A 23,727-nucleotide genomic window follows, 5' to 3' on the forward strand; every position below is an offset into this window, starting at 1 on the left:
TCTCAACTTCAATGGAGTTTTACGATGAGCAAGAAACCCAACATCCTGTTCTTTCACGTCGATAACCTCGGCATGGGCGAACTCGGGTGCTATGGCGGCGGGAAATTGCGGGGCGCGGACACCAAGCGCATCGACGCGTTCTGCAAAGAGGGCACCAAGCTGACCCATTATGTGGTGGAACCGCAGTGCACGCCGACGCGTTCGGCGCTGATGACCGGCCGCTATCCGATCCGGTCCGGCAACCACACGATCGCGCTGGGCGGCAATGGCGGCGGCCTGGTTACCTGGGAAATCACGATCGCGGAATTGCTGGCCAAGGGCGGATACAAGTCTTCGTGCCTGGGCAAATGGCACATCGGCGCGGAAGACGGACGTTTCCCCACCGATCACGGATTCGACGAGTGGTACGGGCCGCTGCGCACGTATGACGAATGCATGTGGCTGGAAGACCCGCATTATGTTCCCGAGCGGGATGGTTATTCGCATATGCACGAAGGCTTCAAGGGCAAGGGCACCAGGCCGCTGCTGGATGAACAGCTGACCATGGAGACCAAGAAGACCTGCGACCTGGAATACCAGCGGCGCGGCATCGACTTTATGCGGCGCTGCGTGCGCGACGATGAGCCTTTCTTCCTGTACTTCAACCATTCGCTGATGCACTTCCCGATGTCGCCGCGCGACGAGTTCGTCGGCAAAAGCACGAACGGCGACTGGGGCGATTGCCTGCTGATGCTGGATCACGACTTCGGCGTGCTGCTGGACGAGCTGGACCGCCTTGGCGTGGCCGACGATACCATCGTCATCCTGTGCGGCGACAATGGCGCCGAGGATCATCTTGCCGGTCGCGGCACCGGCGGCTTCTTCGACGGTTCGTATTTCAGTTCGGCGGAAGGCGGCATCCGCACGCCGCTGTTGGCTCGCTGGCCCGGCCGCATCCCCGCGGGAGTCGAAAGCAATGAAATGGTGCACGTCACGGATATGTTCACGACACTGCTGAAGTTCGCGGGCGGCGACATTCCGCAGGACCGCATCGTCGACGGCAGGGACCAGACGGCGTTCTTCCTGGGTGAACAGGAGCAATCCAACCGTGACCATTGCATGGTCTGGCTCAAGGACGAGCTGCACGCCGTCAAGTGGAAGGATTTCAAGATCAACTTCAAGCGCCAGCAGCATTTCCATGATCCGGAGCTGCCGCTGGGCTTCGCGCGCATTACCCACCTTCAGGAGGATCCCAAGGAACGCGAGGCGGTCAATCAGCGCTACGTCCGCTGGTGGGTCATGCAGCATGCCCACCGGGTCGTGCGCGAGTTCGAGGACAGCGTGAAGCGCGAGGAACTCATCCCGCCGGGTTCGGCGTTGGACTTCGTGCCGAAATCCGAGCTAAGGGGCTAGGCCCATGGACGCGCCAATGACCGACTCGTCCGTTCAGAAACGTGCTTGCTGCTGCGCCTCGGGCCAGGGCAAGCCGCGGGTCCCTCCGGCGGAATCGCCCGGCACCGAAGGTATGGTGTGGATAAAGGGGCGTGATTTCACGATGGGATCCGATGTTTTCTATCGGGAAGAACGTCCGGCACGGCGCGTTACCGCCCCCGACTTCTGGATGGATGCCCATCCCGTGACGAATGCGCAGTTCCGCGCATTCGTCGATGCCACGGGTTATCTCACGCTCGCAGAGCGCGCGCCCGATCCCTCGCTGTATCCGGACGCGGACCCCGACCTGCTGGTTCCCGGTTCGCTGGTGTTTACGCAACCGGCCGCACCGGTTCCGCTGCGCGACCACCGTTTGTGGTGGGCTTATGTGCCCGGCGCGAGCTGGCGGCATCCTCAGGGCCCGGACAGCGGCCTGACGGGCCTGGAGGATCATCCGGTGGTACACGTCTCCTTCGCCGATGCAAGCGCGTATGCGGCATGGGCAGGCAAGGCGCTGCCCACCGAAATCGAATGGGAGTTCGCCGCCCGCGGGGGGCTGGAAGGCGCGGCGTATCCCTGGGGTGATGAATTCGACCCGGAAGGGCGACACATGGCGAATACCTGGCAGGGGGAGTTTCCGTGGCAGAATTCGGCCTCCGACGGCTATGAGCGGACGTCGCCGGTGATGTCCTATCCGGCCAACGGGTATGGCCTGTTCGATGTGGCGGGCAATGTGTGGGAATGGACGACAACGCCGTACGGCAGCCCGCCGGGCGTGGCAGAGACGAAGTCCTGCTGCATACCGGCTTCCGCTTCGAACGATCCCGCCGCGCGCCAGGTCGTCAAGGGCGGATCCCACTTGTGCGCGCCAAGCTATTGCTTGCGTTTCCGGCCGGCGGCGCGCCAGGGCCAGACGCTGGACACGTCCACCAGCCATATCGGTTTTCGCTGCGTGCTGCGGCCATGACGTGGGTGGCGCCTTCGGGTGTCTGTCCGGGGCGCCTTCCCGCGATACGCGCCGTGCAGTCTTTCTACTCTATGAGTTCCGTGACATGACGAATCCTGTTGATGGGAGCAATAACCTGCCGTGCCGGCCGGGAATTTCGCTCGGCTCGCCGCCAGCCAGCTTCACGCGAGAGATCCTTGCCGGCGTGGTAACGAGCCTGGCGCTGATTCCTGAAGTCATCTCGTTTTCATTCATTTCGGGCGTGGAGCCACGTGCCGCGCTGTTCGCTTCGGTCGTGCTGCTGGTCGTCACGTCGCTGTTGGGCGGGCGACCGGCGATGGTCACCGCCGCCGCCGGTTCGGTCGCGCTTGTCATCGGCCCGATGGTCAACGCGCATGGCGCCGGCTACATCCTGCCCGCGGTCCTCCTGGCGGGGATGATCCAGGTCGCTTTCGGCTTGCTGGGGCTGGCGCGCATCGCGCGTTTCATTCCGCGCTCGGTCATGCTGGGCTTCGTCAATGCCTTGGGTATCCTCATCTTCTGCGCCCAGGTGCCCCATATCGTCGACAAACCCATCCCGGTCTACATACTGTTCGCGGTCACCGTGCTGATCGTGCTGATCGCGCCGCGCTTCAGCCGAGTCGTTCCATCGCCGCTCATCGCGATCGTCGTCGCTACCGGGTTGGCCGTTTCCCTGCATTGGAGCGTGCCGACGGTGGGGGCGGCCGGCTCCGCCGCCGCCGGGCTGCCGGGCTTGACCGCCTGGACGGTTCCGTTCGATCTGGAAACCTTGAAGATCGTATGGCAGACAGCGCTCAGCGTGGCCTTCGTGGGCCTGCTCGAAACCCTGTTGACGGCGAAGCTGGTCGACGAAATGACCGATAGCCGATCGCGCAAGTCCCGGGAGTCGTGGGCGCTGGGGTTGGGCAACCTCTGCGCCGGGGCGTTCGGCGGTATCGCCGGTTGCGCCATGATCGGCCAGACGGTCGTCAATGTCGGGATCGGCGGCGCGCGGACCCGCATTTCCACGCTGGCGGCCGCGGGCACGCTTCTGCTGTTGATCACCGTGTTGAGCTCCGTGATGGCGCGCATCCCGATGGTGGCGCTGGCCGCGGTCATGATGATCGTGGCCGTGAAAACGGTCGACTGGCACAGCGTGCGGCCCGCCACGCTCAAGCGCATGCCCTGGATGGAGACGTCGGTGATGGTGCTGTCCGTCGGCCTGACCGTCTATACGGGCAACCTGGCACTGGGCGTGGTCGGCGGCGTGCTATTGGCGACCGTATTGTTCGCGCGCCGCGCGGCGCACGTCATACGCACGATCCGCACGGTCAGCCCGGATGGCCGCAGCGTGTGCTACGAAGTCCGTGGTCCCTTGTTCTTCGGCAGCAGCAACGACCTGGTGGAGTGCTTCCTCTACACCACCGACCCGCACGACGTGACGATCGATTTCTCCAAATCGCAGATCCTGGATGCGTCCACCGTGGCGGCGCTCGATTCGGTCGAGGTGAAGTACCGGCAGCACGGCACGGCCGTGCGTTTCACCGGACTGGACGAAGCCAGCGAAGCTTTCCATGCCAGGCTGAGCGGGAACCTGAACGTCAACTGATGCGGCACGATGTGCCGTCATGCATTGCCTTCTCCGGAACGGGCGGAAATGACCAGGGTCGTGCCCGGCAGAGGCGGTTGCCGATGCTGGAGCGCCAGTGTGACCGGGCCTGTGTCGGCGCGTCGTATCGCCTCGAGTGCCCCCAGGAGGCCGGCATACGGGCGGTCAACGCGCCACGGGCACGCGCTCGTACACCACGAAGTCGTATTCGTAGCCGTTTTCCGCCGGCTGCGGTTGCCGAGACGATTCGCGCCAGCGGAACGAAGGCAACAGCGGGAACCAGGCGTCGCCGTCGATGTCCGCCTTGATTTCCGTTGCGACGATGCGGTCTGCGTGATCGAGCACGGCGCTGAAGATCTGCGCGCCGCCGATGATGAACACTTCGTCCGTGGCGCCGGCCGCACGCAGCGCGGCGTCGATATCCGGCACCACGGTGGCGCCTTCGGCCGCATAGCCCGGGCTGCGCGTGATGACGATGTTGGTCCGCCCGGGTAGCGGCCGACCCAGCGATTCCCAGGTCTTGCGTCCCATCACGATCGGATGGCCCAGTGTCGTGCGCTTGAAATGCGCCAGGTCGCCCGGCAATTTCCACGGCAGGCCGTTGTCGCGGCCGATAACGCGGTTACGGGAATAAGCGACGACCAGCGTCAGTCGCGGGGAAGCACCGGCTTCGGCCAGCCGGGAAGCGGGTACGCTCATACCGCCACCGCCCCTTTGATATGCGGATGGCTTTGGTAATCGACCACTTCCAGGTCTTCGTACTCGTATTCGAACAGGGACGCCGGCTTGCGCTTGATGCGCAGCTTCGGATAAGGGTAGGGCTGGCGCGACAGCTGCAGTTCGACCTGCTCGAAATGATTGCTATAGATATGGCAATCGCCGCCGGTCCAGATAAAGTCGCCGACGTCCAGGTCGCACTGCTGCGCGACCAGGTGCGTCAGCAAGGCATAGCTGGCGATGTTGAATGGGACGCCCAGGAAGATATCCGCGCTGCGCTGATACAGCTGGCAGGACAGCTTGCCATCGGCGACGTAGAACTGGATCAGCGCGTGGCAGGGCGGAAGCGCCATGCGCGGGATGTCGGCCACGTTCCAGGCCGATACGATCAGGCGCCGCGAATCCGGGTTGCGGAGGATCTGCTCCAGCAATTGCGAGATCTGGTCGATATGGCGGCCGTCCGGCGCGGGCCAGGAACGCCATTGCGCGCCGTAGACCGGGCCCAGGTTGCCGTCGGCGTCGGCCCATTCGTCCCAGATAGTGACGCCGCGCTCCTGCAGCCAGCGCACATTGCTGTCGCCGCGCAGAAACCACAGCAGCTCGATGAAAATGCTTTTGGTGTGCAGCTTCTTGGTGGTCACCAGGGGAAAGCCCTGCGACAGGTCGAAGCGCATTTGATAGCCGAATACCGAACGCGTGCCGGTGCCGGTGCGATCCGTCTTGGTGACGCCATGTTCATAGACATGGCGCATGAAGTCTTCGTATTGGTGCATGGAAATCCGGGCGGGGCTCAGTTCGCGTCCGCGGCGCCGGCCGCGCCGGTCTCCACCACGTCCACGGAGAAGGTCATTTCCGCCGTCTTGGCCAGCATGGCCGAAGCCGAGCAGTATTTTTCGTGCGACAACTGTACGGCGCGCTCGACCGCCGCGCGGGGCAGCTTGTGCCCGGTAACGGTAAAGGCGAAATGGATGCGCGTGAACACCTTCGGGTCGGTCTCGGCGCGATCGGCCTGCAGCTTGACGCTGCAGCCGGTCACCGCGTGGCGGCCGCGCTTCAGGATGAGCACCACGTCGTACGCGGTGCAGCCGCCGGTGCCGGCCAGGACCATTTCCATCGGGCGAAACGCCAGGTCGTGGCCGCCGCCATCCACGGCGCCATCCATGACGGCGACATGCCCGCTACCCGAAGTGGCCACGAACAGCATCCCTGAAGGGCCGCCCCAGTCGATCGTGCATTCCATGTCGATATCCTGAATCGTCTTGTGCAAAAAGGGATCATAGCCGGTTCCGATCGCCCGGAAAGGGCCGGCCCTTTCCTCGGCGGGGCCTTGCGGCCGACCCGGCCGGCCGCCTTCCTTACAATGGAAGAATCGATACGGACAAGGCGCTTTTTGCCGTGTCCGACGCCTTACAGGAGTATGCGATGCCGTCGCCTCAGCCGCCGTCCCCGTCGTTCCCGTCCCTGGCCCGCCGCAAGGGGCCGCTGGATGCCCTGCTGGGAGAGGCGGACCGCGCCCTGCGCGTCCTGGCCGGCGCCTCCAGCGCGGGCCGGCCTTATCCGGCGGGCCCCGAGGCCGCCGAGACCCTTACCCCCGACGACCGCCGGCACGCGGCCGGCCTGATGCGGGTGAATCACGTCGGGGAAATCTGCGCCCAGGCGCTGTACCGTGGCCAGGCGCTGGCCTGCGCCGACGAGTCCGTCCGCCGGATGTTCCAGGATGCCGCCACGGAGGAAGTCGACCATCTGGCCTGGTGCGAGCGGCGCCTGGGCGAGCTGCGCAGCCGTCCCAGCCTGCTGAATCCGCTGTGGTATGCCGGCTCGTTCGGCCTGGGCCTGTTGGCCGGCCGCGCGGGGGTGCGGCGCAATCTGGGCTTCATGGCGGAAACCGAGCGGCAGGTCGAAGCGCACCTGGAAAGCCATCTGAAGCGCCTTCCCGCGCAGGACGAACGGTCCCGCCAGGTGGTGGACCAGATGAAGCAGGACGAAATCAACCACCGCGTCAGCGCCGAACGGGCTGGCGCCGCGCCCCTGTCGTGGCCCGTCCGAGGCGCCATGCGTGCCCTGTCGCGTGTCATGACGAGCACGGCCTACTGGATCTAGGGGGGGGCAGGCGGGGCGCGGGAACAGGGTGGGCCACGCCCGCCGGAGCGCCCGGGTCGGCGGGTTTTGGGGCGCTTTTCCCGGGCTTCGGCGGTCCGGACCGCCCGGCGCAGGGTTAACCCCGTCTGATATTTACGGGGCGATCGAGGGGCGTGGCACAATGATTGCTGAAGATTGCCATCCCTGCCGGACGGTCGTTTGCGGGCGCGAGACCCGGGTCCGGCCGATAATGCGATGCACAAAAGCAACAATCTTCCCGCCGTTGAACGGCGCTAAAATTTCTTCTTGCATCGCACAAAAAGTTTGGCTATGATTTGTCCATCGGATGTCGAAACGCAGTCGGCGCGGTGCCAAACCCCGACAGCGCACAGGGTACCTGGGAGGGTACTCCAGGGTTAACCCTCTGCGACATGCCACGGTTGTCTCCTCCACCCTCCTCCTTTGGTGGATTTAGCCCGAGATCGTCAGATCTCGGGCTTTTTTTTATCCATTTTTCGGTCCGCGCCATTTCGCGCACAGTATCCGGCGGCGCGGGGCTTTCCTTCCTCGCGGGCTGCGCTCGCACGACTTTGCCGCGCGGCCGAAAACCCTATGTCCCATCCACTAAAATCGCCGGATCGATAGCGGTAGGAAATCCGTCATGTTGCGTATTCAGGATGTGAAGTTGGCCATCGTGGGCCTGGGCTACGTCGGCCTGCCGCTTGCCGTGGAGTTCGGCAAGAAGCGTTCGGTGCTGGGTTTCGATATCGATACGCACCGCATCGACGAACTCAAGCGCGGGCAGGACCACACCCTGGAAGTCGATGAAGCCGAACTCGCGGCCGCGACGCACATGGAGTTCACCGCCGATGCCGCACGGTTGGCGCAGGCGAATGTCTATATCGTCACCGTTCCCACTCCGATCGACGCCTACAAGCAGCCGGACCTGACCCCGCTGCGCAAGGCCAGCGAAACCATAGGACGGGTCCTGAAGCGGGGCGATATCGTTATCTACGAGTCCACCGTCTACCCCGGCGCCACCGAGGAAGAATGCGTGCCCGTGCTGGAGCGCGTGTCCGGCCTGGCGTTCAACCGCGATTTCCATGCGGGGTACAGCCCGGAACGCATCAACCCCGGCGACAAGAGCCATCGCGTCAACACCATCAAGAAAGTGACTTCCGGATCGACCCCCGAAGTCGCGGACCTGGTGGATGCCCTGTACCGCGAGATCGTGACGGCCGGTACGCACAAGGCCGCCTCCATCCGCGTGGCCGAAGCCGCGAAAGTCATCGAGAATACCCAGCGCGACGTCAACATCGCCCTGATCAACGAGCTGGCGCTGATCTTCAACAAGATGGGGATCGATACCGAGGCCGTGCTGCAGGCCGCGGGCACGAAGTGGAATTTCCTGCCGTTCCGGCCCGGGCTGGTGGGCGGCCATTGCATCGGTGTCGACCCCTATTACCTGACGCACAAGGCGCAGAGCCTGGGCTATCACCCGGAAATCATCCTGGCCGGCCGGCGCCTGAACGACGCCATGGGCGGCTATGTGGTGTCGCAGCTGGTCAAGGCCATGACCAAGCGCCGCATCCACGTGCAGGGTGCGCGGGTGCTGGTCATGGGACTGACCTTCAAGGAAAACTGCCCGGACCTGCGCAATACGCGCGTGGTCGATATCGTGCGCGAACTGCGCGAATATGGCGTGGAGGTGGACGTCTACGATCCGTGGGTCGATCCGGCCGAAGCGCGCGCGGAATACGGCATCGAACCCGTGGCGACGCCCGCCTCCGGCACCTACGACGGCATTGTTCTTGCGGTAGCGCATCGGCAGTTCGCCGAATTGGGCGCCGCGCGAATACGCGCCTACGGCAAGCCCGAACATGTGCTGTACGACCTGAAATACGTCCTGCAGCCCGGCGAATCGGATCTGCGCTTGTAACTCCACGTTTGAAAAAGGCCATGGCATGACGCACCGCTATCAGCAAATCACCGAAGACTTCCGCAAGGCGCCCCGTACCTGGCTGGTCACCGGCTGCGCCGGTTTTATCGGCTCGAACCTCGTGGAAACGCTCCTGAAACTGGACCAGACGGTCGTGGGCCTGGATAACCTGTCCACCGGCTACCGGCACAACCTGGACGAGGTCATGGAGCTCGTCTCGGCCGAACAATGGGGCCGGTTTACCTTCATCGAGGGCGATATCCGCGACCTGGAGACCTGCCGCAAGGCCGCCACGGGGGTGGACTTCGTGCTGCATCAGGCGGCGCTCGGCTCCGTGCCGCGGTCCATCCAGGATCCCATCACCACGAATGCCGTGAATGTCGATGGCTTCCTGAATATGCTGGTCGCGGCCCGCGATGCACGAGTGCGGGGCTTCGTTTACGCGGCTTCCAGTTCTACCTATGGCGACCACCCGGCCTTGCCCAAGGTGGAATCCGAAATCGGCAACCCGCTGTCGCCCTACGCGGTCAGCAAGTACGTGAACGAACTGTATGCCGACGTGTTCGCGCGCGGCTACGGCTTCGGCAGCGTGGGCCTGCGCTACTTCAACGTGTTCGGCAAGCGGCAGGATCCCAACGGCGCCTACGCCGCCGTCATTCCCAAGTGGATCGGGGCCATGATCCGCGGCGAGGACGTCGTCATCAACGGCGACGGCGAGACCAGCCGCGACTTCTGCTTCGTGGAGAACGCCGTGCAGGCCAATCTGCTGGCGGCACTGGCGCAGGCCGAAGGTACCCACCAGGTCTACAACGTGGCGTTCAATGCGCGCACCAGCCTGAACGATCTGTTCCGCCACCTGACCCGCCTGCTGGCCAAGCATGGCGTGCAGTATGACAAGCCGCCCGTCTACGGGGATTTCCGTCCGGGCGACGTGCGGCATTCGCAGGCCGACATCGCCAAGGCCAACGATCAGCTGGGCTACAAGCCCATGCACGACATCATCGAAGGGCTGGAGGTCGCCATGCCCTGGTATACGCAGTTCCTGCGTTAACGGGGATGCCGCCGGGAACCGCGCGTTTCGCGGTGGCGGCCGCAGCATGGCCTTCCACCGCACGGCCGTGCGGTGGAAGGCATATGGGCGCTCAGAAGGGCAGTTTGACGTCCGGCTTCAGGGCCAGCAGCTGTTTGCGGAAGTCATCCTGGATGCGCGCCAGCGCGGCTTCGTTATCCGCCTCGAAGCGCAGTACCACCACGGGCGTGGTGTTCGAGGGTCGGGCCAGGCCGAAGCCGTCGGGATATTCGGCGCGTACCCCGTCGATCGTCACGACCTGGGTGGCGCCCTCGAAGCGGCCTTTTTCCTGCAGGTCCTTCACCAGCGCGAAGGGTTCGCCTTCCTGCATTTCGAGCTTGAGTTCCGGCGTGGAAATAGCCTTGGGCAGGGCCTCGAGCACCGCGGACGGGTTGGCGTCGCGCGAGACGATCTCCAGCAGGCGCGCGCCCGTGTACAAGCCGTCGTCGAAGCCATACCAGCGTTCCTTGAAGAAGGTATGGCCGCTCATCTCGCCCGCCAGCGGGGCGCCCGTTTCGGCCAGCTTGGCCTTGACCAGGGAATGGCCCGTCTGCCACATCAGCGGCTGCCCGCCTGCCTGCTTGACGGCCAACCCGACGTGGCGGCTGCACTTGACGTCGTAGATGATCATGGCGCCGGGGTTGCGCGACAGCACGTCGCGCGCATACAGGATCAACTGGCGGTCGGGCCAGATGATTTCGCCGGACTTCGTGACCACGCCCAGGCGATCGCCGTCGCCGTCGAAAGCCAGGCCGATTTCGCAATCGGTGGTCTTCAGGCAGTGGATGAGGTCTTCCAGGTTGTGCGGGTCGGCCGGATCGGGATGGTGGTTGGGGAAATTGCCGTCCACGTCGCAGAACAGTTCGGTGACGTCGCAGCCCATTTCGCGGAACAGCCTGGGCGCGATGGCGCCGGCCACGCCGTTGCCGCAATCGATGGCGATCTTCATCGGACGGGCCAGTTTGACGTCGCCGACGATGCGCTCGATATAGCGTCCGACCAGGTCCATGGTGCGGCGCCGGCCGGGGGTGACGCCAGCCGGCGCCTTGCCGCCGGCGGCTTCCATCGCCGCGTGCAGGGCCTGGATATCGGCGCCGTACAGCGCGGCGCCGCCCATCATCATCTTGAAGCCGTTGTACTTGGGGGGGTTATGGCTGCCCGTGACGGCCACGCCCGAGCCTGTTTTCTCGGTATAGGCGCCGAAGTACACCAGCGGAGTGGGCACCTGGCCGATGTCCAGGGTGCTGACGCCGCCGGCGTTCAGCCCTTCCTGCAAGGCCAGCGCCAGCTCTTCGCTGCTGAGGCGGCCATCGCGGCCGATCACGAGTTCAGGAATGTTTTTTTCGCGCGCGAGAGCCGCCAGGGCCAGGCCCAGTTCGCGCGCGAAGCGCGCGTTCAGCAGGTCGGGCACGGTGCCGCGTATGTCGTACGCCTTGAAGATCGAAGCAGGGAAGGACGACGCATTACCCACGGTAGTTCCTTTGTGGTCGAGTGATTCGGTAAAAGCGAAAGGGCGATTATCCCCGATAAGCAGGGGCGGGCCGCAGTGCGGTACATGGCCTAATGCCAAGGCCCTAATGCATCCGTCCGGGGCGGCGCGCGCCGGGATCGGCCGGACGCCAGGGCGGGATCGCGTCATCGACCCGGAAAAGGGGATGGCACTGTCTGGGATTGTGGCATGCGGGCCGCGCGGCGGAATGTGTCGGAAGTCGACAAACCTGACCGGGTGTTGCTGGCCACCGCATCGCCCTACAATAGTCGCTTCGCCCGGCTGCGTATCGGGCGCATTTCCATAACGGTGGCCGATGACTGTCCTTGCCGAACTCCAAGCCCTGCTGGGCGCCGATCACGTACTGACCGGCGACGATACCGATTCCTACACCCTGGACTGGCGCGGCCGGTATCGGGGCCGGGCGCTGGCGGTGGTGCGCCCGGATTCGACCGAGTCGGTCGCCGCGGTGGTGCGGCTGTGCGCCCGCCATAGCGTCCCCCTGGTGCCGCAGGGCGGCAATACCGGCCTTTGCGGCGGCGCCACGCCGGCGGACGATGGCAAGGCGGTGATCTTGTCGCTGGCGCGCCTGAACCGCGTGCGGGCCATCGATACCGACAACGACACCATGACGGTGGAAGCGGGCTGCGTCCTGCAGGCCTTGCAGCAGGCGGCCGAGCAGGCGGGCCGCCTGTTCCCGCTGAGCCTGGCGGCCGAGGGCAGCTGCACCATCGGCGGCAATCTGGCAACCAATGCCGGCGGCACGCAGGTCCTGCGCTACGGCAACACGCGCGACCTGACCCTGGGGCTGGAAGTCGTGACCGCCGACGGCGAGATCTGGCACGGCCTGCGCGGGCTGCGCAAGGACAATACCGGCTACGACCTGCGCGACTTGTACATCGGCAGCGAGGGCACCCTGGGCATCATCACGGCCGCGACGCTGAAACTGTTCCCCCTTCCGGTGGCGCGCTGCACGGCGCTGCTGGCCGTGCCGGACGTCGAGTCCGGCGTGCAGCTGCTGGGACGTGCGCGCCAGGGCTTCGGCGCCGCGCTGACGGGTTTCGAATTGATGGCCGGCAACTGCCTGCAGGCGGTGGTGCGTCTTTTCCCGCAGCAGCGCCTGCCGTTCGCCGGCGAATCGGCGCAATCGCCGTGGTTCGCGCTGCTGGAATTGTCGGATAGCGAAAGCGAAGCCCATGCGCGCGAGCGCTTCGAGACCGTCCTGGGCGAGGCGATCGAAGCGGGGCTGGCGACGGATGCCGCCATCGCCGAAAACATCACCCAAAGCCGCGCGCTCTGGCATTTGCGCGAAAGTATTCCGCTGGCCGAGGCCGAGCTGGGCAAGTCGATCAAGCACGACGTTTCCCTGCCGATCTCGCGTATCGCCGATTTCGTGCGCACGACCAACGCGCTGCTGCAGCGGGACTTCCCCGGCGTGGGCCATGTCATCTTCGGCCATCTGGGCGACGGCAACCTGCACTACAACGTCACGCGGGCGCCCGACCAGGAAGAAGCCGCGCTGCTGGCGCAGCAGCCGCGGATCTACGGCGTGGTACACGACAGCGTGCACGCGCATGGCGGTTCCATCAGCGCGGAGCACGGTGTCGGCCAATTGAAGATAGACGAACTGCCCCGGTACAAAGACCCCGTCGAACTTGCCTTGATGCGCCGTATCAAGAAGGCGCTGGATCCGACCGGCATCATGAATCCGGGCAAAGTCGTCAGGCCCTGAGCCGCGCGGCAGAAAACACGCCATGACCGCCGCGCCCTTGTCCGCCGCGCATTACCGCGTCCTGATCGTCGAGGACGACGCCACGATTGCCGGCAATCTGTACAGTTTCCTGGAGGCGCGCGGCTTCGTGCCGGACGCGGCGTACGACGGCCACGCGGCCTTGTCCCTGCTCAAGGCGCAGCACTTCGACGTGGTGATCCTGGATGTGGGCCTGCCGGGCATGGATGGCTATAGCGTGCTGCGCGCGCTGCGCAACGAGCTCACGTTGTCGGTACCCGTGCTGATGCTGACGGCGCGCGACGAACTCGAGGACAAGCTGGCCGGTTTTTCGCACGGCGCGGACGATTACCTGACCAAGCCCTTCGCGCTGGCCGAGGTCGAGGCCCGGCTGCACGCCCTGATCCAGCGCGCCAGCGGCGCGGTCGGTACGCCGATCCGGCGTTGCGGGCCATTGAGCTACGACAGCCGGCGCCGTGACGTGCAGGTCAACGGACAGCCCGTGCACCTGACGCGCAAGTCCTGCATGATCCTGGATGCCCTGCTGCGCGATCCGGGACGTGTCGTGCCGCGCACCGAACTGGAAAGCCTGCTGTGGGGTAGCGAGCCGCCGTCCTCCGACGCGCTGCGCAGCCAGGTGCATCTGCTGCGCAAGGCGCTGGCCGATGCCGGTTTCGATGGCATCGAAACCGTGCACGGTACGGGCTGGCGCCTGGTCGCCGCTCCCGGCAAAGCGGCATGAAGACCGGCAGCACCCTGACTCAGCGGGTGGTCTGGGCCTTGACCGGCACGGTATCCATTTTCGTGTCCGTGCTCGTCGTGTTGGCCTACCTGACCTTCGACCAGATGGAAGACGAGCTGGTCAACGAGATCCTGACCAACGAGACGGACCGCCTCATCCAGCGCGTCGAAAGCGGCGAAGAGACCTTGCCCATGCGCGGCGCGCACGAACTGGGCGGCGCGATGCGCGCCTGGGTGCAGATGCCGGGCCAGCTGAACACCGCGATTCCCAAGGAAGTCCAGGGCTTGAACGACGGCCTGCACCTGCTGGAGCCGGGCACCGAAACCTGGCATGTCGTGGTGGCGGAAATGACCAAAGGGCGGCGGATGTATGTGTTGTACGACGCCACCGACAACGAAGACCGGGTGTTCGACTTCGGCCTGATCCTGCTGGGCCTGGGCGTGGTCTGCATCGTCGCCGCCTACGGGGTCGCCCGGAAGGTGGCCTACCTGGCCGTGGGGCCGCTGCTGACGCTGACCGACCGCCTGGCGACCTGGGCGCCAGGCTCGCCGGACCTGGCCGTCGAACGCAATGACGAAGCCGGGCGCCTGGTCGAAGCCTTCAATCGCGTGCAGAACCAGGTGGATCGCTCCCTTGCCCGCGAACGCGAATTCGCGGCCAATCTCAGCCACGAGGTACGTACGCCGCTTGCTGCCATCCGCAGCGACGGCGAGCTGATGCTGCTGGCTGCCGTCGTCCCGCCGGACCAGCAAACGCGCCTGAAGCGGATCGTCAAGAATGTCGACAGCGTGACGGCCGCGCTGGAAAGCGCGCGCGCCATGGCCCGCGACGAGCCCAGCACGCCGGAACCCGTCGATCTGTCCGAATGCCTGGCGGCTGCCTGGCAGGGGCTGGAAGCGAATGCCGAGCAGGGCGGCCTGGCGTTGGACGACCACATACCCGCCGGCACGGTGCGCCTGCTGGATCGCTATGCCTTGCTGACCGTCCTGCGCAACCTGATCCGCAACGCCATCGAGCATGCCGCGCCCGCCGTGTTGTCCGTGCGCGCGCTCGACGATGGCATCGAAATCCGCGATAACGGCAAAGGGATCAAGGCGGAAGACCTGCCTTTCGTCTTCGAGCGCTATTACAGCGTGCGCCGGCGCGACACGCAGGGCCGGGGTGGGGACGAGGCCGAAGCCGCGCAGGCGCTGGAACGCGGCCTGGGGCTGGCCATCGCCAAGCGCGTCTGCGATATGCAGGGCTGGAGCCTGAGCGTTGAATCCTGGGTGGGCGTCCCGCATCACGGGACATGCTTCACGCTGCGTTTCGCGGGCACGGATGCCGTTCCCGGGCCGTCCGGCCAGCAGGCCGCGCACGCGATTTGACAATTATTCGATATCTTCCTGGGTAGTGTGCCGGGATCTTTTCCTACGGCTCGCCCATGTACTCCAATGCCCCCGCGCCCGCCCGGCCCGCGATCCGTGGCGAAAGCTATCTGATCACCCACGTATTCGGCATCACGCTGCTGCTGGCCCTGCTGGCCTCGGCGATCAACTATTCCGGGCTGGATCTGGCCATATCGAGGATGTTCTTCGATCCGGCCAGCAACGCGTTCCCATGGCGCGCCTCGCGCGCGCTGGAGCTGCTGGGCCATCGCGTCGTGCTGGTCCTGCCCGTGGGGGTCGCGATCGCCGCGATGGCGGCGGCCATCGCCAGCCACTGGTTCGCGCCCTTGCGCCCGTGGCGCGGGGCATTGTGGGGGATCGCGCTGACCTGCGCACTGGGGCAGGTGATCATTTCGCAGTTGAAGCACTACACCGCGCTGCCGCGGCCCTACAACCTGAGCATGTTCGGCGGCTATGCGAACTACCCCGATCATTTCTGGGCCGCCAGCCGCCGCCAGGCCGGCGGAGCCCTGCCGAGCAATCATGCCGGCGCCGGCTATGCGATGCTGTCGCTGTACTTCGCCGGCTGGGCGATGGGCCGGCCCGCGTGGCGCTGGGGCGGGCTGGCGATCGGTATCGCGGCCGGGCTGTCGTTTGCCGCCGTCCGCGTCGCCCAGGGCGCCCACTTCACCAGCCAGACCGTATGGTCGGCCTGCGTGATGTGGGCGGTGGCCAGCGTGCTGTTCTATCCCCTGATCACGCGCCCGCGGCCAGGGCTACCCATTGCCCAGCAGGATGCCCGGCAGCCATAGCGAAAACGCCGGCACATAGGTGACCAGGGCCAACGCCGCCAGCAGCGCGCCGTAGAAGGGCCAGATCGTTCGCATGACCGTGCCCACCGATACTTCGCCGATGGCGCAGCCGACGAACTGCGTGGTGCCGACCGGCGGTGTATTCAATCCCAGCGCGCAGTTCAGCAGCATCACCATGCCGAACTGCACCGGTCCCATGCCGTACTGCATGCAGATCGGCAGGAAGATCGGCGTGCAGATCAGTATCGTGGCGGCCATGTCGAGGAACGTGCCCAGCAGGAACAGCACGATATTGACCATCAGGAAGATGGCCCAGGGGTTGGTGGAAATCGACCCGAGCAGCTCGCCGGTCTTTTCCGCGACACCGTAGAAGCTGATCAGGTAGCCGAACGTCGCCGAAATACCGATCAGCAGCAGGACCACGCCGGTCGTCTTCACCGCCTTGGCGGCCGCGCGCACGAACTGGTCCCACGTCAGCGTGCGATAAACCAGGACGGTCAGCGCCAGGGCGTAGATCACGGCGACCGCGGCGGACTCGGTCGCGGTGAAGACACCGCTGAGGATGCCGGCGATGATGACCGCCACCACGAACAATCCCGGCAAGGCGGCCAGCAGGGAGCGCACCACGATGCTCCACCCGGGAAAAGTGCCGGGCGCGTAGCCGCGGTGGCGCGCCACGAAGTAGGCCGCCGCCAGGTTGCATACCGTCAGGATCAGCGCCGGCAGCAGGCCCGCGGCGATCAGCGCGGCGATGGAGACCTTGCCGCCCGCGGCCAGCGTATAGATGATGATGTTGTGGCTGGTGGGCATCAGCGCGCCGACCAGCGCGGCGTGCGTGGTGACATTGACCGCATAGTCGGCGTGATAGCCCTCGCGCTTCATCATGGGGATCATCACCGAGCCCATGGCGGATACGTCCGCGACCGGGGACCCCGATACCCCGCCGAACAGCGTGCAGGCCACGACATTGGACATGCCCAGCCCGCCACGCACGTGGCCGACCAGCGAGCGCGCGAAATTGACGATGCGGTCGGCAATGCCGCCATACAGCATCAGTTCGCCGGTGAAGATGAAGAACGGGATTGCCAGGAAGGAAAACGCGTTCATCCCGGACGTCATCTGCTGGAAGGCGACCGCGACGGGCAGGTCTTCGTACAGGATGGCCGCGATGGAGGCCAGGCCGATGGCGAAGGCCACCGGCACGCCGATCACCAGAAAGCCCATGAACGAAACGGAAAGCAGAGTCAGCGCCATGCCGGGATGACCTCCTGGTTGCGCAGCAGCGCCACGATGTGCTCGACGGAGAACAGGGCGATCAGGCCGCCTGACAGCGTTGCCGGCAGGTATTTCCAGCCCTCCGAAATGCCGAGGTTGGGCATCATGTAGTCGGCCACGGATTCGGCCAGGATGGCGCAATTCCACGCCATCATGATGCCGAACAGGCAGACCAGCGCGTGGATGAAGATCTCCATGCGCCGCTTCGCGGTGGGGGGCAGGGCTTCCAGCAGCGACTCGAAACCGATGTGGCCGGCGTCGCGCACGCCCACCGCCGCGCCCAGCATGGTCACGTACAGCACCAGCAGCATGGCGATGCTTTCCGCCCAAGTGGGCGTGCGGTTCAATACATGGCGCCCGAAAATCTGGAAGCCCACCGCCGCGATCAGGCAGGTCAGCCCGGCCACGCTGACCCACATGCAGGCCCGGGCCAGCATCCCGCAGCAGCGCGTATAGCCGTCCAGCCACCGCGCCCCGACGGCCCGGCCTGCCGCCGGCGCCGCTTGTTCCTGTGAACTCGCCAGCATGGCGTCCTCACTGCACCGCTTGGATGCGCTGAACCAGGTCTTTCATTTCGGGGGTGGTGACGAAGCGGTCGTACACCGGCTTCATCGCGTTCTGGAAGGAAGCCTTGTCCACCTCGATGATCTGCGCGCCGGCCTTTTCGACGATCGCCCGCGACTTCGCCTCGCGCTCGGTCCACAGCTTGCGCATATAAGGCACCGATTCCTGGGCCGCGTCGCGCAGGATCTTCTGGTCCTGCGGCGATAGCTTGTCCCATTGGCGCTTGGAGAAGATCAGGATCTCCGGCGTCATGCTGTGTTCGGTCAGCGAGTAATACTTGGCGACCTCGTAGTGGTGCGCGCTTTCGTAGCTGGGGAAGTTGTTTTCGGCGGCATCCACCAGGCCCGTCTTCAGGGACGTGTAGACCTCGCCCATGGCCATGGGGGTGGCGTTGGCGCCCATGGCTTCGACCATGGCCACCGAAAGATCCGACTGTTGCACGCGGATCTTCAGCCCCTTGGCATCGGCCAGCGTCTTGATCGGCTTGTTGCGCGTGTACATGGAGCGCGAACCGCTGTCGTACCACGCCAGTCCGACAAAGCCCGCGCCTTCGCATGCCTTGAGCAGCTGCGTGCCGATGTCGCTGTCCAGCACCTCGTGCAGATGGTCGGTGGAGCGGAACAGGAAGGGCAGGGAGGGCACACGGGTATTCGGGCAGATGTTGTGCATGGCCGCGCTGCTGACGCGGGCCATGGTCAGCGCGCCCAGCTTCACCTGCTCGATGGAATCGTCTTCCGAGCCCAGCTTGGAGCCCGAGTAGACGCGGATGGTCATCTTGCCGTTGGAGCGCTCCTTGACCAGCTCGGCCATGTGGCGCACGGCCAGCACGGTCGGGTAGTCGTCGGGGTGGATGTCCGCCGAACGGAACTCCACCGCCTGCGCGGCGGGGGCCGCGGCCAGCAGCGTGGCCAGCGCCAGGGCGCCCCGGGCGAATGCCGCGCGCGCGGCGTGGGACATCGCGCGTGCCGCGCGGGGTGGTTGCGGCGTGATGTGCAGCGTCATTGTCTACCTCCTGTGTTGCCGTCGCCCGCGCTTGTGGCGCGGGGGCGGCGAGCCTTTGGGTTCGGGCTGCAATCTGGCGAGCCTGTATGCAGGCTTCTGTCGTTCGGAAAAAGGGGGTTGGGCTACCTCGAGTCGTATGGCGTGCGCGATGACGGGTGTCGATTCCTGTGGGCGGTCAGAAAGGCCCCGCCTTGACGAAGGCGCCGCCCTGGTAGCGTGCGGCCGGATCGTCTGGCGACAGGGGCGGCTGCGTTTCCACTTTGGCGCGGAATTGCTCCGACGTATCCTTGGGCTGGAAGCCGAGATGCGCGGCCCGCGAGTTGTCCCACCAACTGTCGCGATTGGCCGAAGCGCCGTAGACGATGGTGTGGCCGACGCACGGGGTGAACAGGGATTGCGCGATCAGGTGGGTGAGGTCGTCGTAGCTGAGCCAGGTGACCATCATGCGCCGGTCCTTGGCCTCGGGAAACGAAGAGCCGATCCGCAGGCAGACGGTCTCGATGCCGTAGCGGTCGAAATAAAAACGCGACAGGTTTTCGCCGAAGGCCTTGCTGATGCCGTAGTAGCCGTCCGGCCGCACCGGCACATCCGCGTCGATGACCTGGCCCTGCCGGTAGAACCCGATCACGTGGTTGGAGCTGGCGAAGACCACGCGCCTGACGCCGTTCTTGCGCGCCGCTTCGTACAGGTTGTAGACCCCCTGGATATTGGCGGGCAGGATTTCGTCGAAGGGTCGCTCGACGGAGACGCCGCCCATGTGCACGATGGCGTCGGCGCCGCGCACCATCCGCTCCACGGCGTCCGGGTCGGCCAGATCGCCGATGACGATTTCCTCGCCAGGCTGGGCGGCGCCCAGGTCCGCGATGTCGGACAGGCGGAGAATTCCGGCGTAGGGCTTGAGGCGTTCCCGAAGCACCTTGCCCAGGCCACCGGCCGCGCCGGTCAGAAGGAGGGTGGAAACGCGGGGCGTCTGGGACGCGGCGGGCGTAGCCGGAAGGCTCACGACGTTGTCTCCTGGTGTAGCGACACCGGTGTTTACACCGCATCGCTTTGGGTGTTCAATCGGGAAGCTTATAAGTCATCGTACAACGCGCGGCCAGTATAATGAGGGCCGCAAACGCCCGTCAAGCGGGGCGGGCGACCAGGAAAATCCACTATGACGACGTCCATGTCCGCCGAACTTCCCGCGCGCCGGCGCCCACGCAGCCTGGCGCAGGAACTGGTCGAAAGCCTGACCACGCGCATCCGCGCCGGCGAAATCCTGCCGGGCGAAAAACTGCCGACCGAATCCGAGATCATGCGCACCTTCGGTGTCAGCCGTACGGTGGTCCGCGAGGCATTGTCGCGCCTGCAGGCGTCCGGCCTGGTGGAAACCCACCACGGCGTGGGAACGTATGCGCTCAAGCCCACCACGGGCGGGGATTTCCGTGTCGATCCGGCCGACATCGGCACGGTGCGCGACATACTCGTCATCCTGGAACTGCGCATTTGCCTGGAAACCGAGGCGGCGGGCCTGGCGGCCATGCGCCGCTCGGACGAGCAACTGGCGCAGATGCGCGAAGCCCTGGATCAGTTCCGCGCCGCGCTGCAGCCCGGCGGCGACACCGTCACGCCGGACTTCCGTTTCCATCTCCTGATCTCGCAGGCCACGGGCAACAAGTACTTCGCGGAGCTGCTCTCGCATCTGGGCGCGGCCATTATCCCCCGCACGCGGATCAATTCCGCCAAGCTGGGCGATGAAGAACGCGAACCCTACCTGGAGCGCGTCAACCGCGAACACGAAGATATCTACGAGGCCATCCGGCGACAGGATCCCGAGGCCGCCCGGGCAGCCATGCGCACCCACCTGGGCAATAGCCGGGAACGCCTGCGCCGCGCGCAGGAGCGCTGACGGGTCATCCGACGTGTGATGACTTTGTCGTCATGTGGATACATGATGGCGCCCCATCGCGGGGCGCCATCGCCGGTCAATCCAGCGCCGGCAGGACGCGCGCCGCGGCGGCGCCGAAGGACAGGCGCGGATAGCCTGCCTTGACGCATTCCGCGCTCAGGCTGACTTCGTCGCCGTCTTGCAGGAAGGTGCGCGTCTCGCCCCAGGGCAGCGTGATCGGCACCTTGCCGCCCTGGGTCAATTCCAGCAATGAGCCCGCCTGGTCGGGTTGCGGGCCGGAGAGCGTCCCGGTGCCCAGAAGATCGCCCGGCTGGAGGTTGCAGCCGTTGACCGTATGGTGGGCAACCAGTTGGCCGATGCTCCAGTAGGCGTCGCGGAAATTGCTCTGCGCCAGGGCGGCGGCAGGCTTGCCCTGGTCGCGCGATTGCGCCGTGCTGAGTTCGGTCCGCAGGCGTACGTCGAAGGCGCCGGCCGCGCTGTTATGGGCGGACGCCAGATAGGGCAGCGGCTGGGGCTCGCCCGCGCCGCGCTCGAAGGGGACGCGAAACGGCGCCAGCGCTTCCAGCGTGACGATCCATGGCGAAATGGTGCTGGCGAAATTCTTCGAGAGGAAGGGGCCGAGGGGCTGGTATTCCCAGGCCTGCAGGTCGCGCGCCGACCAGTCGTTCAATACGGTGATGCCGAAGATATGGGCTTCGGCCTGGTCCATGGGAATGCGGTGGCCCTGCGCGTTTCCGGTCCCGATGAAGACCCCGATTTCGACTTCGTAGTCCAGCCGCGCGCATGGGCCGAAGCCCGGCACGCCACCCTCTTGCGCCGGCCGCGTCTGGCCCACGGGCCGATGGAAGTCCTGGCCCACGCCGATGCTGGACGCGCGTCCGTGATACCCGATCGGCACCCATTTGTAATTGGGCAGCAGCGGATTGTCCGGGCGGAACTGGCGACCCACGGAGGTCGCGTGGTGCAGCGAGATATAGAAATCCGTGTAGTCGCCGATGCGCGCCGGGACCGAAAACTCCGCGTCCTTCTGGGCGACGAGCAGGGGCTCGATGCGGTCGCGCAGCGGGGAGCCGGCCCGCAGCGCGCGCGACAGGGCCAGCCGCAATGCCGACCAGCAGGCCGCGTCCAGGGCCATCAGCGTGTTCAGGCCGGTGTCCTCGCAGGCGGCCAGGGCGCGTGCCGCGTCGCCGGTGAATGGCCGCATCCGCGCCAGCGCCGCCAGGTCCAGGATGCGATCGCCGATGCCCGTGCCAGGGCGCCAGGCTTCCGCGGAGCCGGCGCGCCGGAATACGCAGTAGGGCAGGTTCTGTACTGGAAATCCCAGCGTATCGTCGTTGGCGCTTTGCAGCCAGCTGCGCAGCGCGGGGTCGTGCGTTTCGTTCAGATCGCTCATGGTTTCCGTATCCGATAGGGTGCCGAGGTAGGGCGGCCGTTCGATTCGAGCGCCGCGAACGTGTGGTCCGCGGCGCGCTCTTTGTCCTGCATGAAGGCGTGGCGTTCCATGGGGCCCACGCCGTCTCTTCATCCGCGCTGCCGGCGCATGCATGCGCGACGGCTTGCGCGCCGACAGGCCCTAGGGGCGCGCGGGGTCAAAATGCTTGCGCAGTCCGTCCCAGCAGCTGTCGTAGTCCGCTTGCAATTCCGGCCATGCAAGGGCCGCCGCCGTCGGCCGTATGACCCGGCGCGTTTCGAACATGAAGGCCATCGTGTCGCGGATGTAGTGCGGCTTCGATGTATCGGCATTGGATGCCTTCTCGAAGGTTTCCGCGTCCGGGCCGTGGCCGCTCATGCGGTTGTGCAGGCTGGCGCCGCCCGGCACGAAGCCTTGCGCCTTGGCATCGTAGACGCCTTGTATCAGGCCCATGAACTCGCTGGCGACGTTGCGGTGGAACCAGGGCGGACGGAAGGTATCCTCCATGGCCAGGATGCGCGGCGGGAAAATCGCGAAATCCATGTTGGCCGTCCCGGGCGTGTCCGAAGGAGAGGTCAGCACCGTGAATATGGATGGATCCGGATGGTCGAAGCTGATCGAGCCGATGGCGTTGAACCGGCGCAAATCGTACTTGTAGGGCGCGTAATTGCCATGCCAGGCGACCACGTCCAGCGGTGAGTGATTTATCCGCGCCCGCCAGAAGTCGCCCTCGAACTTGGCGACGATCTCGAAGTCGCCCTCGGTATCCTCGTAGCGCGCGACCGGTGTCTCGAAATCGCGGACGTTGGCCAGGCAGTTGGCGCCGATGGGACCGCGTTCCGGCGGCCGCAGCATCGCGCCGAAATTCTCCAGCAGATAGCCGCGTGCCGTTCCATCCGGCAGGCTGACGCGAAAGCGCATGCCGCGCGGGATGACGGCGACTTCCAGGGGCGCGAGGTCAAGGCGGCCCAGTTCGGTATCCACCCGCAGCCGGCCTTGCTGCGGCACGATCAGCAGCTCGCCATCGGCGTCGTAGAAATAGCGGCCCTGCATATCCGCATTGGCCGCGTATACGTGGATGCCCACGCCGCTGTCCTCGCCAGGGCCGCCGTTGCCGCCCATCGTCGCGATCCCGTCGATGAAGTCGGTCGGTGCCTGCGGAAGCGGCCGCGCGCTCCAGCGCAGGCGATCGGGCGAGACGGGTTGCGTACCGAAGCGGCTGGTCCAGCCGCCCCCCTGGCTGTACGCCTGGAAGCGGCCCAGCTGGGCCGCGGGCCGGATGCGGTAAAGCCAGCTGCGGCGGTTTTCCGCGCCGGGGGCCGTGAACGCCGTGCCGGAAAACTGCTCGGCGTACAGCCCGTAGGGGCATCGGATGGGCGAATTGCGGCCCACCGGCAGGGCGCCGGGCAGGGCCTCGGTGGCGAATGCGTTGCCGAAGCCGGTCATATAGCGAGTGGCTTGGTCGTCCGCGGCATGGGGCTGCGAGCTCATGGGTTGTCTCCGTCTTGTGTGCGGGAGCGGTGGCGCCCGTCCGGCCCGCCGCAGCGTCGATTTTCCCCGAGGCAGGCATGCCGACGCTAGATGAATGGGAAAATGTGGCCCATAGATTTCATGAATAGTGCAAAAATCCGCGTGTGGCCTCGGCAGAAGCGGCAGTCTCAACGGACCGCTCCGGC

The 23,727-nt window shown here is 65.8% G+C and carries 21 protein-coding genes; 11 read left to right on the forward strand and 10 right to left on the reverse strand.

All coding sequences use genetic code 11. The annotated features are described in order from the left end of the window. Positions 1-24 precede the first annotated feature (24 nt). From CAL28_RS02400 to CAL28_RS02410, 3 genes are all read left to right on the forward strand, one after another. On the forward strand, positions 25-1,392 hold the full coding sequence (locus CAL28_RS02400) for an arylsulfatase (protein WP_094839810.1): 1,368 nt from the start codon (positions 25-27) through the stop codon (positions 1,390-1,392). A 16-nt stretch (positions 1,393-1,408) separates the two neighbouring features. Beyond that, positions 1,409-2,377, forward strand: coding sequence for a formylglycine-generating enzyme family protein (locus CAL28_RS02405; protein WP_440588346.1), 969 nt, complete (start codon positions 1,409-1,411; stop codon positions 2,375-2,377). Positions 2,378-2,462: 85 nt separating this feature from the next. Further along, positions 2,463-3,965 carry a SulP family inorganic anion transporter gene (locus CAL28_RS02410; RefSeq protein WP_094839812.1) on the forward strand — a complete coding sequence of 501 codons (1,503 nt, stop codon included), beginning with the start codon at positions 2,463-2,465 and terminating at the stop codon, positions 3,963-3,965. Between the two features lie 165 nt (positions 3,966-4,130). On the opposite strand, the gene CAL28_RS02415 is transcribed toward CAL28_RS02410, so the two are convergent. From CAL28_RS02415 to CAL28_RS02425, 3 genes are read right to left on the reverse strand one after another with little or no spacing between them, the layout of a single operon-like run. After that, a complete protein-coding gene (locus CAL28_RS02415) occupies positions 4,131-4,664 on the reverse strand; it encodes a dihydrofolate reductase (RefSeq protein ID WP_094839813.1) in 534 nt (177 codons plus the stop codon). Beyond that, complete coding sequence (locus CAL28_RS02420) at positions 4,661-5,455, reverse strand: thymidylate synthase (RefSeq protein WP_094839814.1); 795 nt, start codon at positions 5,453-5,455, stop codon at positions 4,661-4,663. Before CAL28_RS02420 ends, CAL28_RS02415 begins: the two co-directional genes overlap by 4 nt. Before the next feature lie 17 nt (positions 5,456-5,472). Further along, positions 5,473-5,922 carry an OsmC family protein gene (locus tag CAL28_RS02425; RefSeq protein WP_176463846.1) on the reverse strand — a complete coding sequence of 150 codons (450 nt, stop codon included), beginning with the start codon at positions 5,920-5,922 and terminating at the stop codon, positions 5,473-5,475. Positions 5,923-6,104: 182 nt separating this feature from the next. Between CAL28_RS02425 and coq7 the strand changes: the two genes are divergently transcribed. From coq7 to CAL28_RS02440, 3 genes are all read left to right on the forward strand, one after another. Beyond that, the gene (gene coq7, locus CAL28_RS02430; RefSeq protein ID WP_094839815.1) at positions 6,105-6,782 is read left to right on the forward strand and encodes a 2-polyprenyl-3-methyl-6-methoxy-1,4-benzoquinone monooxygenase; all 678 of its coding nucleotides are present in this window, start codon (positions 6,105-6,107) and stop codon (positions 6,780-6,782) included. A 640-nt stretch (positions 6,783-7,422) separates the two neighbouring features. Beyond that, positions 7,423-8,700: a Vi polysaccharide biosynthesis UDP-N-acetylglucosamine C-6 dehydrogenase TviB gene (tviB, locus tag CAL28_RS02435; RefSeq protein ID WP_094839816.1), complete on the forward strand. Its 1,278-nt coding sequence runs from the start codon at positions 7,423-7,425 to the stop codon at positions 8,698-8,700. A gap of 25 nt (positions 8,701-8,725) precedes the next feature. Then, the gene (locus tag CAL28_RS02440; RefSeq protein WP_094839817.1) at positions 8,726-9,751 is read left to right on the forward strand and encodes an SDR family oxidoreductase; all 1,026 of its coding nucleotides are present in this window, start codon (positions 8,726-8,728) and stop codon (positions 9,749-9,751) included. Between the two features lie 91 nt (positions 9,752-9,842). Here CAL28_RS02440 and CAL28_RS02445 read toward each other — a convergent pair whose 3' ends face one another. Then, positions 9,843-11,240 (reverse strand): phosphomannomutase/phosphoglucomutase, encoded by a 1,398-nt coding sequence (locus CAL28_RS02445; RefSeq protein ID WP_254925960.1) that lies wholly within the window; start codon positions 11,238-11,240, stop codon positions 9,843-9,845. Positions 11,241-11,574: 334 nt separating this feature from the next. Between CAL28_RS02445 and CAL28_RS02450 the strand changes: the two genes are divergently transcribed. Genes CAL28_RS02450 through CAL28_RS02465 form a run of 4 tightly spaced genes read left to right on the forward strand, consistent with a single transcriptional unit; the run spans position 11,575 to position 15,908 of the window. After that, positions 11,575-12,990, forward strand: a complete 1,416-nt coding sequence (locus CAL28_RS02450) for an FAD-binding oxidoreductase (protein ID WP_094839819.1) — start codon at positions 11,575-11,577, stop codon at positions 12,988-12,990. 22 nt (positions 12,991-13,012) lie between these two features. After that, a complete protein-coding gene (locus CAL28_RS02455; protein ID WP_094839820.1) occupies positions 13,013-13,729 on the forward strand; it encodes a response regulator transcription factor in 717 nt (238 codons plus the stop codon). Then, positions 13,726-15,096: a sensor histidine kinase gene (locus CAL28_RS02460; protein WP_094839821.1), complete on the forward strand. Its 1,371-nt coding sequence runs from the start codon at positions 13,726-13,728 to the stop codon at positions 15,094-15,096. The genes CAL28_RS02455 and CAL28_RS02460 overlap by 4 nt, the downstream gene beginning before the upstream one ends. A gap of 56 nt (positions 15,097-15,152) precedes the next feature. Continuing rightward, a complete protein-coding gene (locus CAL28_RS02465) occupies positions 15,153-15,908 on the forward strand; it encodes a phosphatase PAP2 family protein (protein ID WP_094839822.1) in 756 nt (251 codons plus the stop codon). Here the strand turns inward: CAL28_RS02465 and CAL28_RS02470 are convergent. The 4 genes from CAL28_RS02470 to CAL28_RS02485 form a co-directional block, all read right to left on the reverse strand. Then, on the reverse strand, positions 15,873-17,162 hold the full coding sequence (locus CAL28_RS02470; RefSeq protein WP_094839823.1) for a TRAP transporter large permease: 1,290 nt from the start codon (positions 17,160-17,162) through the stop codon (positions 15,873-15,875). The genes CAL28_RS02465 and CAL28_RS02470 overlap by 36 nt on opposite strands. Beyond that, the gene (locus CAL28_RS02475) at positions 17,153-17,710 is read right to left on the reverse strand and encodes a TRAP transporter small permease (RefSeq protein WP_094839824.1); all 558 of its coding nucleotides are present in this window, start codon (positions 17,708-17,710) and stop codon (positions 17,153-17,155) included. The genes CAL28_RS02470 and CAL28_RS02475 overlap by 10 nt, the downstream gene beginning before the upstream one ends. Before the next feature lie 7 nt (positions 17,711-17,717). Then, entirely contained in the window at positions 17,718-18,704 is a 987-nt protein-coding gene (locus CAL28_RS02480) for a TRAP transporter substrate-binding protein (protein ID WP_094840581.1), read from the reverse strand. Between the two features lie 220 nt (positions 18,705-18,924). Further along, on the reverse strand, positions 18,925-19,752 hold the full coding sequence (locus CAL28_RS02485; protein WP_254925961.1) for an NAD-dependent epimerase/dehydratase family protein: 828 nt from the start codon (positions 19,750-19,752) through the stop codon (positions 18,925-18,927). A gap of 153 nt (positions 19,753-19,905) precedes the next feature. Here CAL28_RS02485 and CAL28_RS02490 point away from each other — a divergent pair, with 153 nt between their 5' ends. Then, positions 19,906-20,640 carry a FadR/GntR family transcriptional regulator gene (locus tag CAL28_RS02490; protein ID WP_254925962.1) on the forward strand — a complete coding sequence of 245 codons (735 nt, stop codon included), beginning with the start codon at positions 19,906-19,908 and terminating at the stop codon, positions 20,638-20,640. Positions 20,641-20,716: 76 nt separating this feature from the next. Here the strand turns inward: CAL28_RS02490 and fahA are convergent, their stop codons facing one another. Together fahA and hmgA are read right to left on the reverse strand one after the other, a co-directional pair. After that, positions 20,717-22,033 carry a fumarylacetoacetase gene (gene fahA / locus CAL28_RS02495; RefSeq protein ID WP_094839825.1) on the reverse strand — a complete coding sequence of 439 codons (1,317 nt, stop codon included), beginning with the start codon at positions 22,031-22,033 and terminating at the stop codon, positions 20,717-20,719. Between the two features lie 180 nt (positions 22,034-22,213). Next, positions 22,214-23,542, reverse strand: a complete 1,329-nt coding sequence (gene hmgA / locus CAL28_RS02500) for a homogentisate 1,2-dioxygenase (RefSeq protein WP_094839826.1) — start codon at positions 23,540-23,542, stop codon at positions 22,214-22,216. Positions 23,543-23,727: the final 185 nt, after the last annotated feature.

The sequence above is a fragment of the Bordetella genomosp. 11 genome, assembly GCF_002261215.1.
GTDB lineage: Bacteria > Pseudomonadota > Gammaproteobacteria > Burkholderiales > Burkholderiaceae_B > Bordetella_C.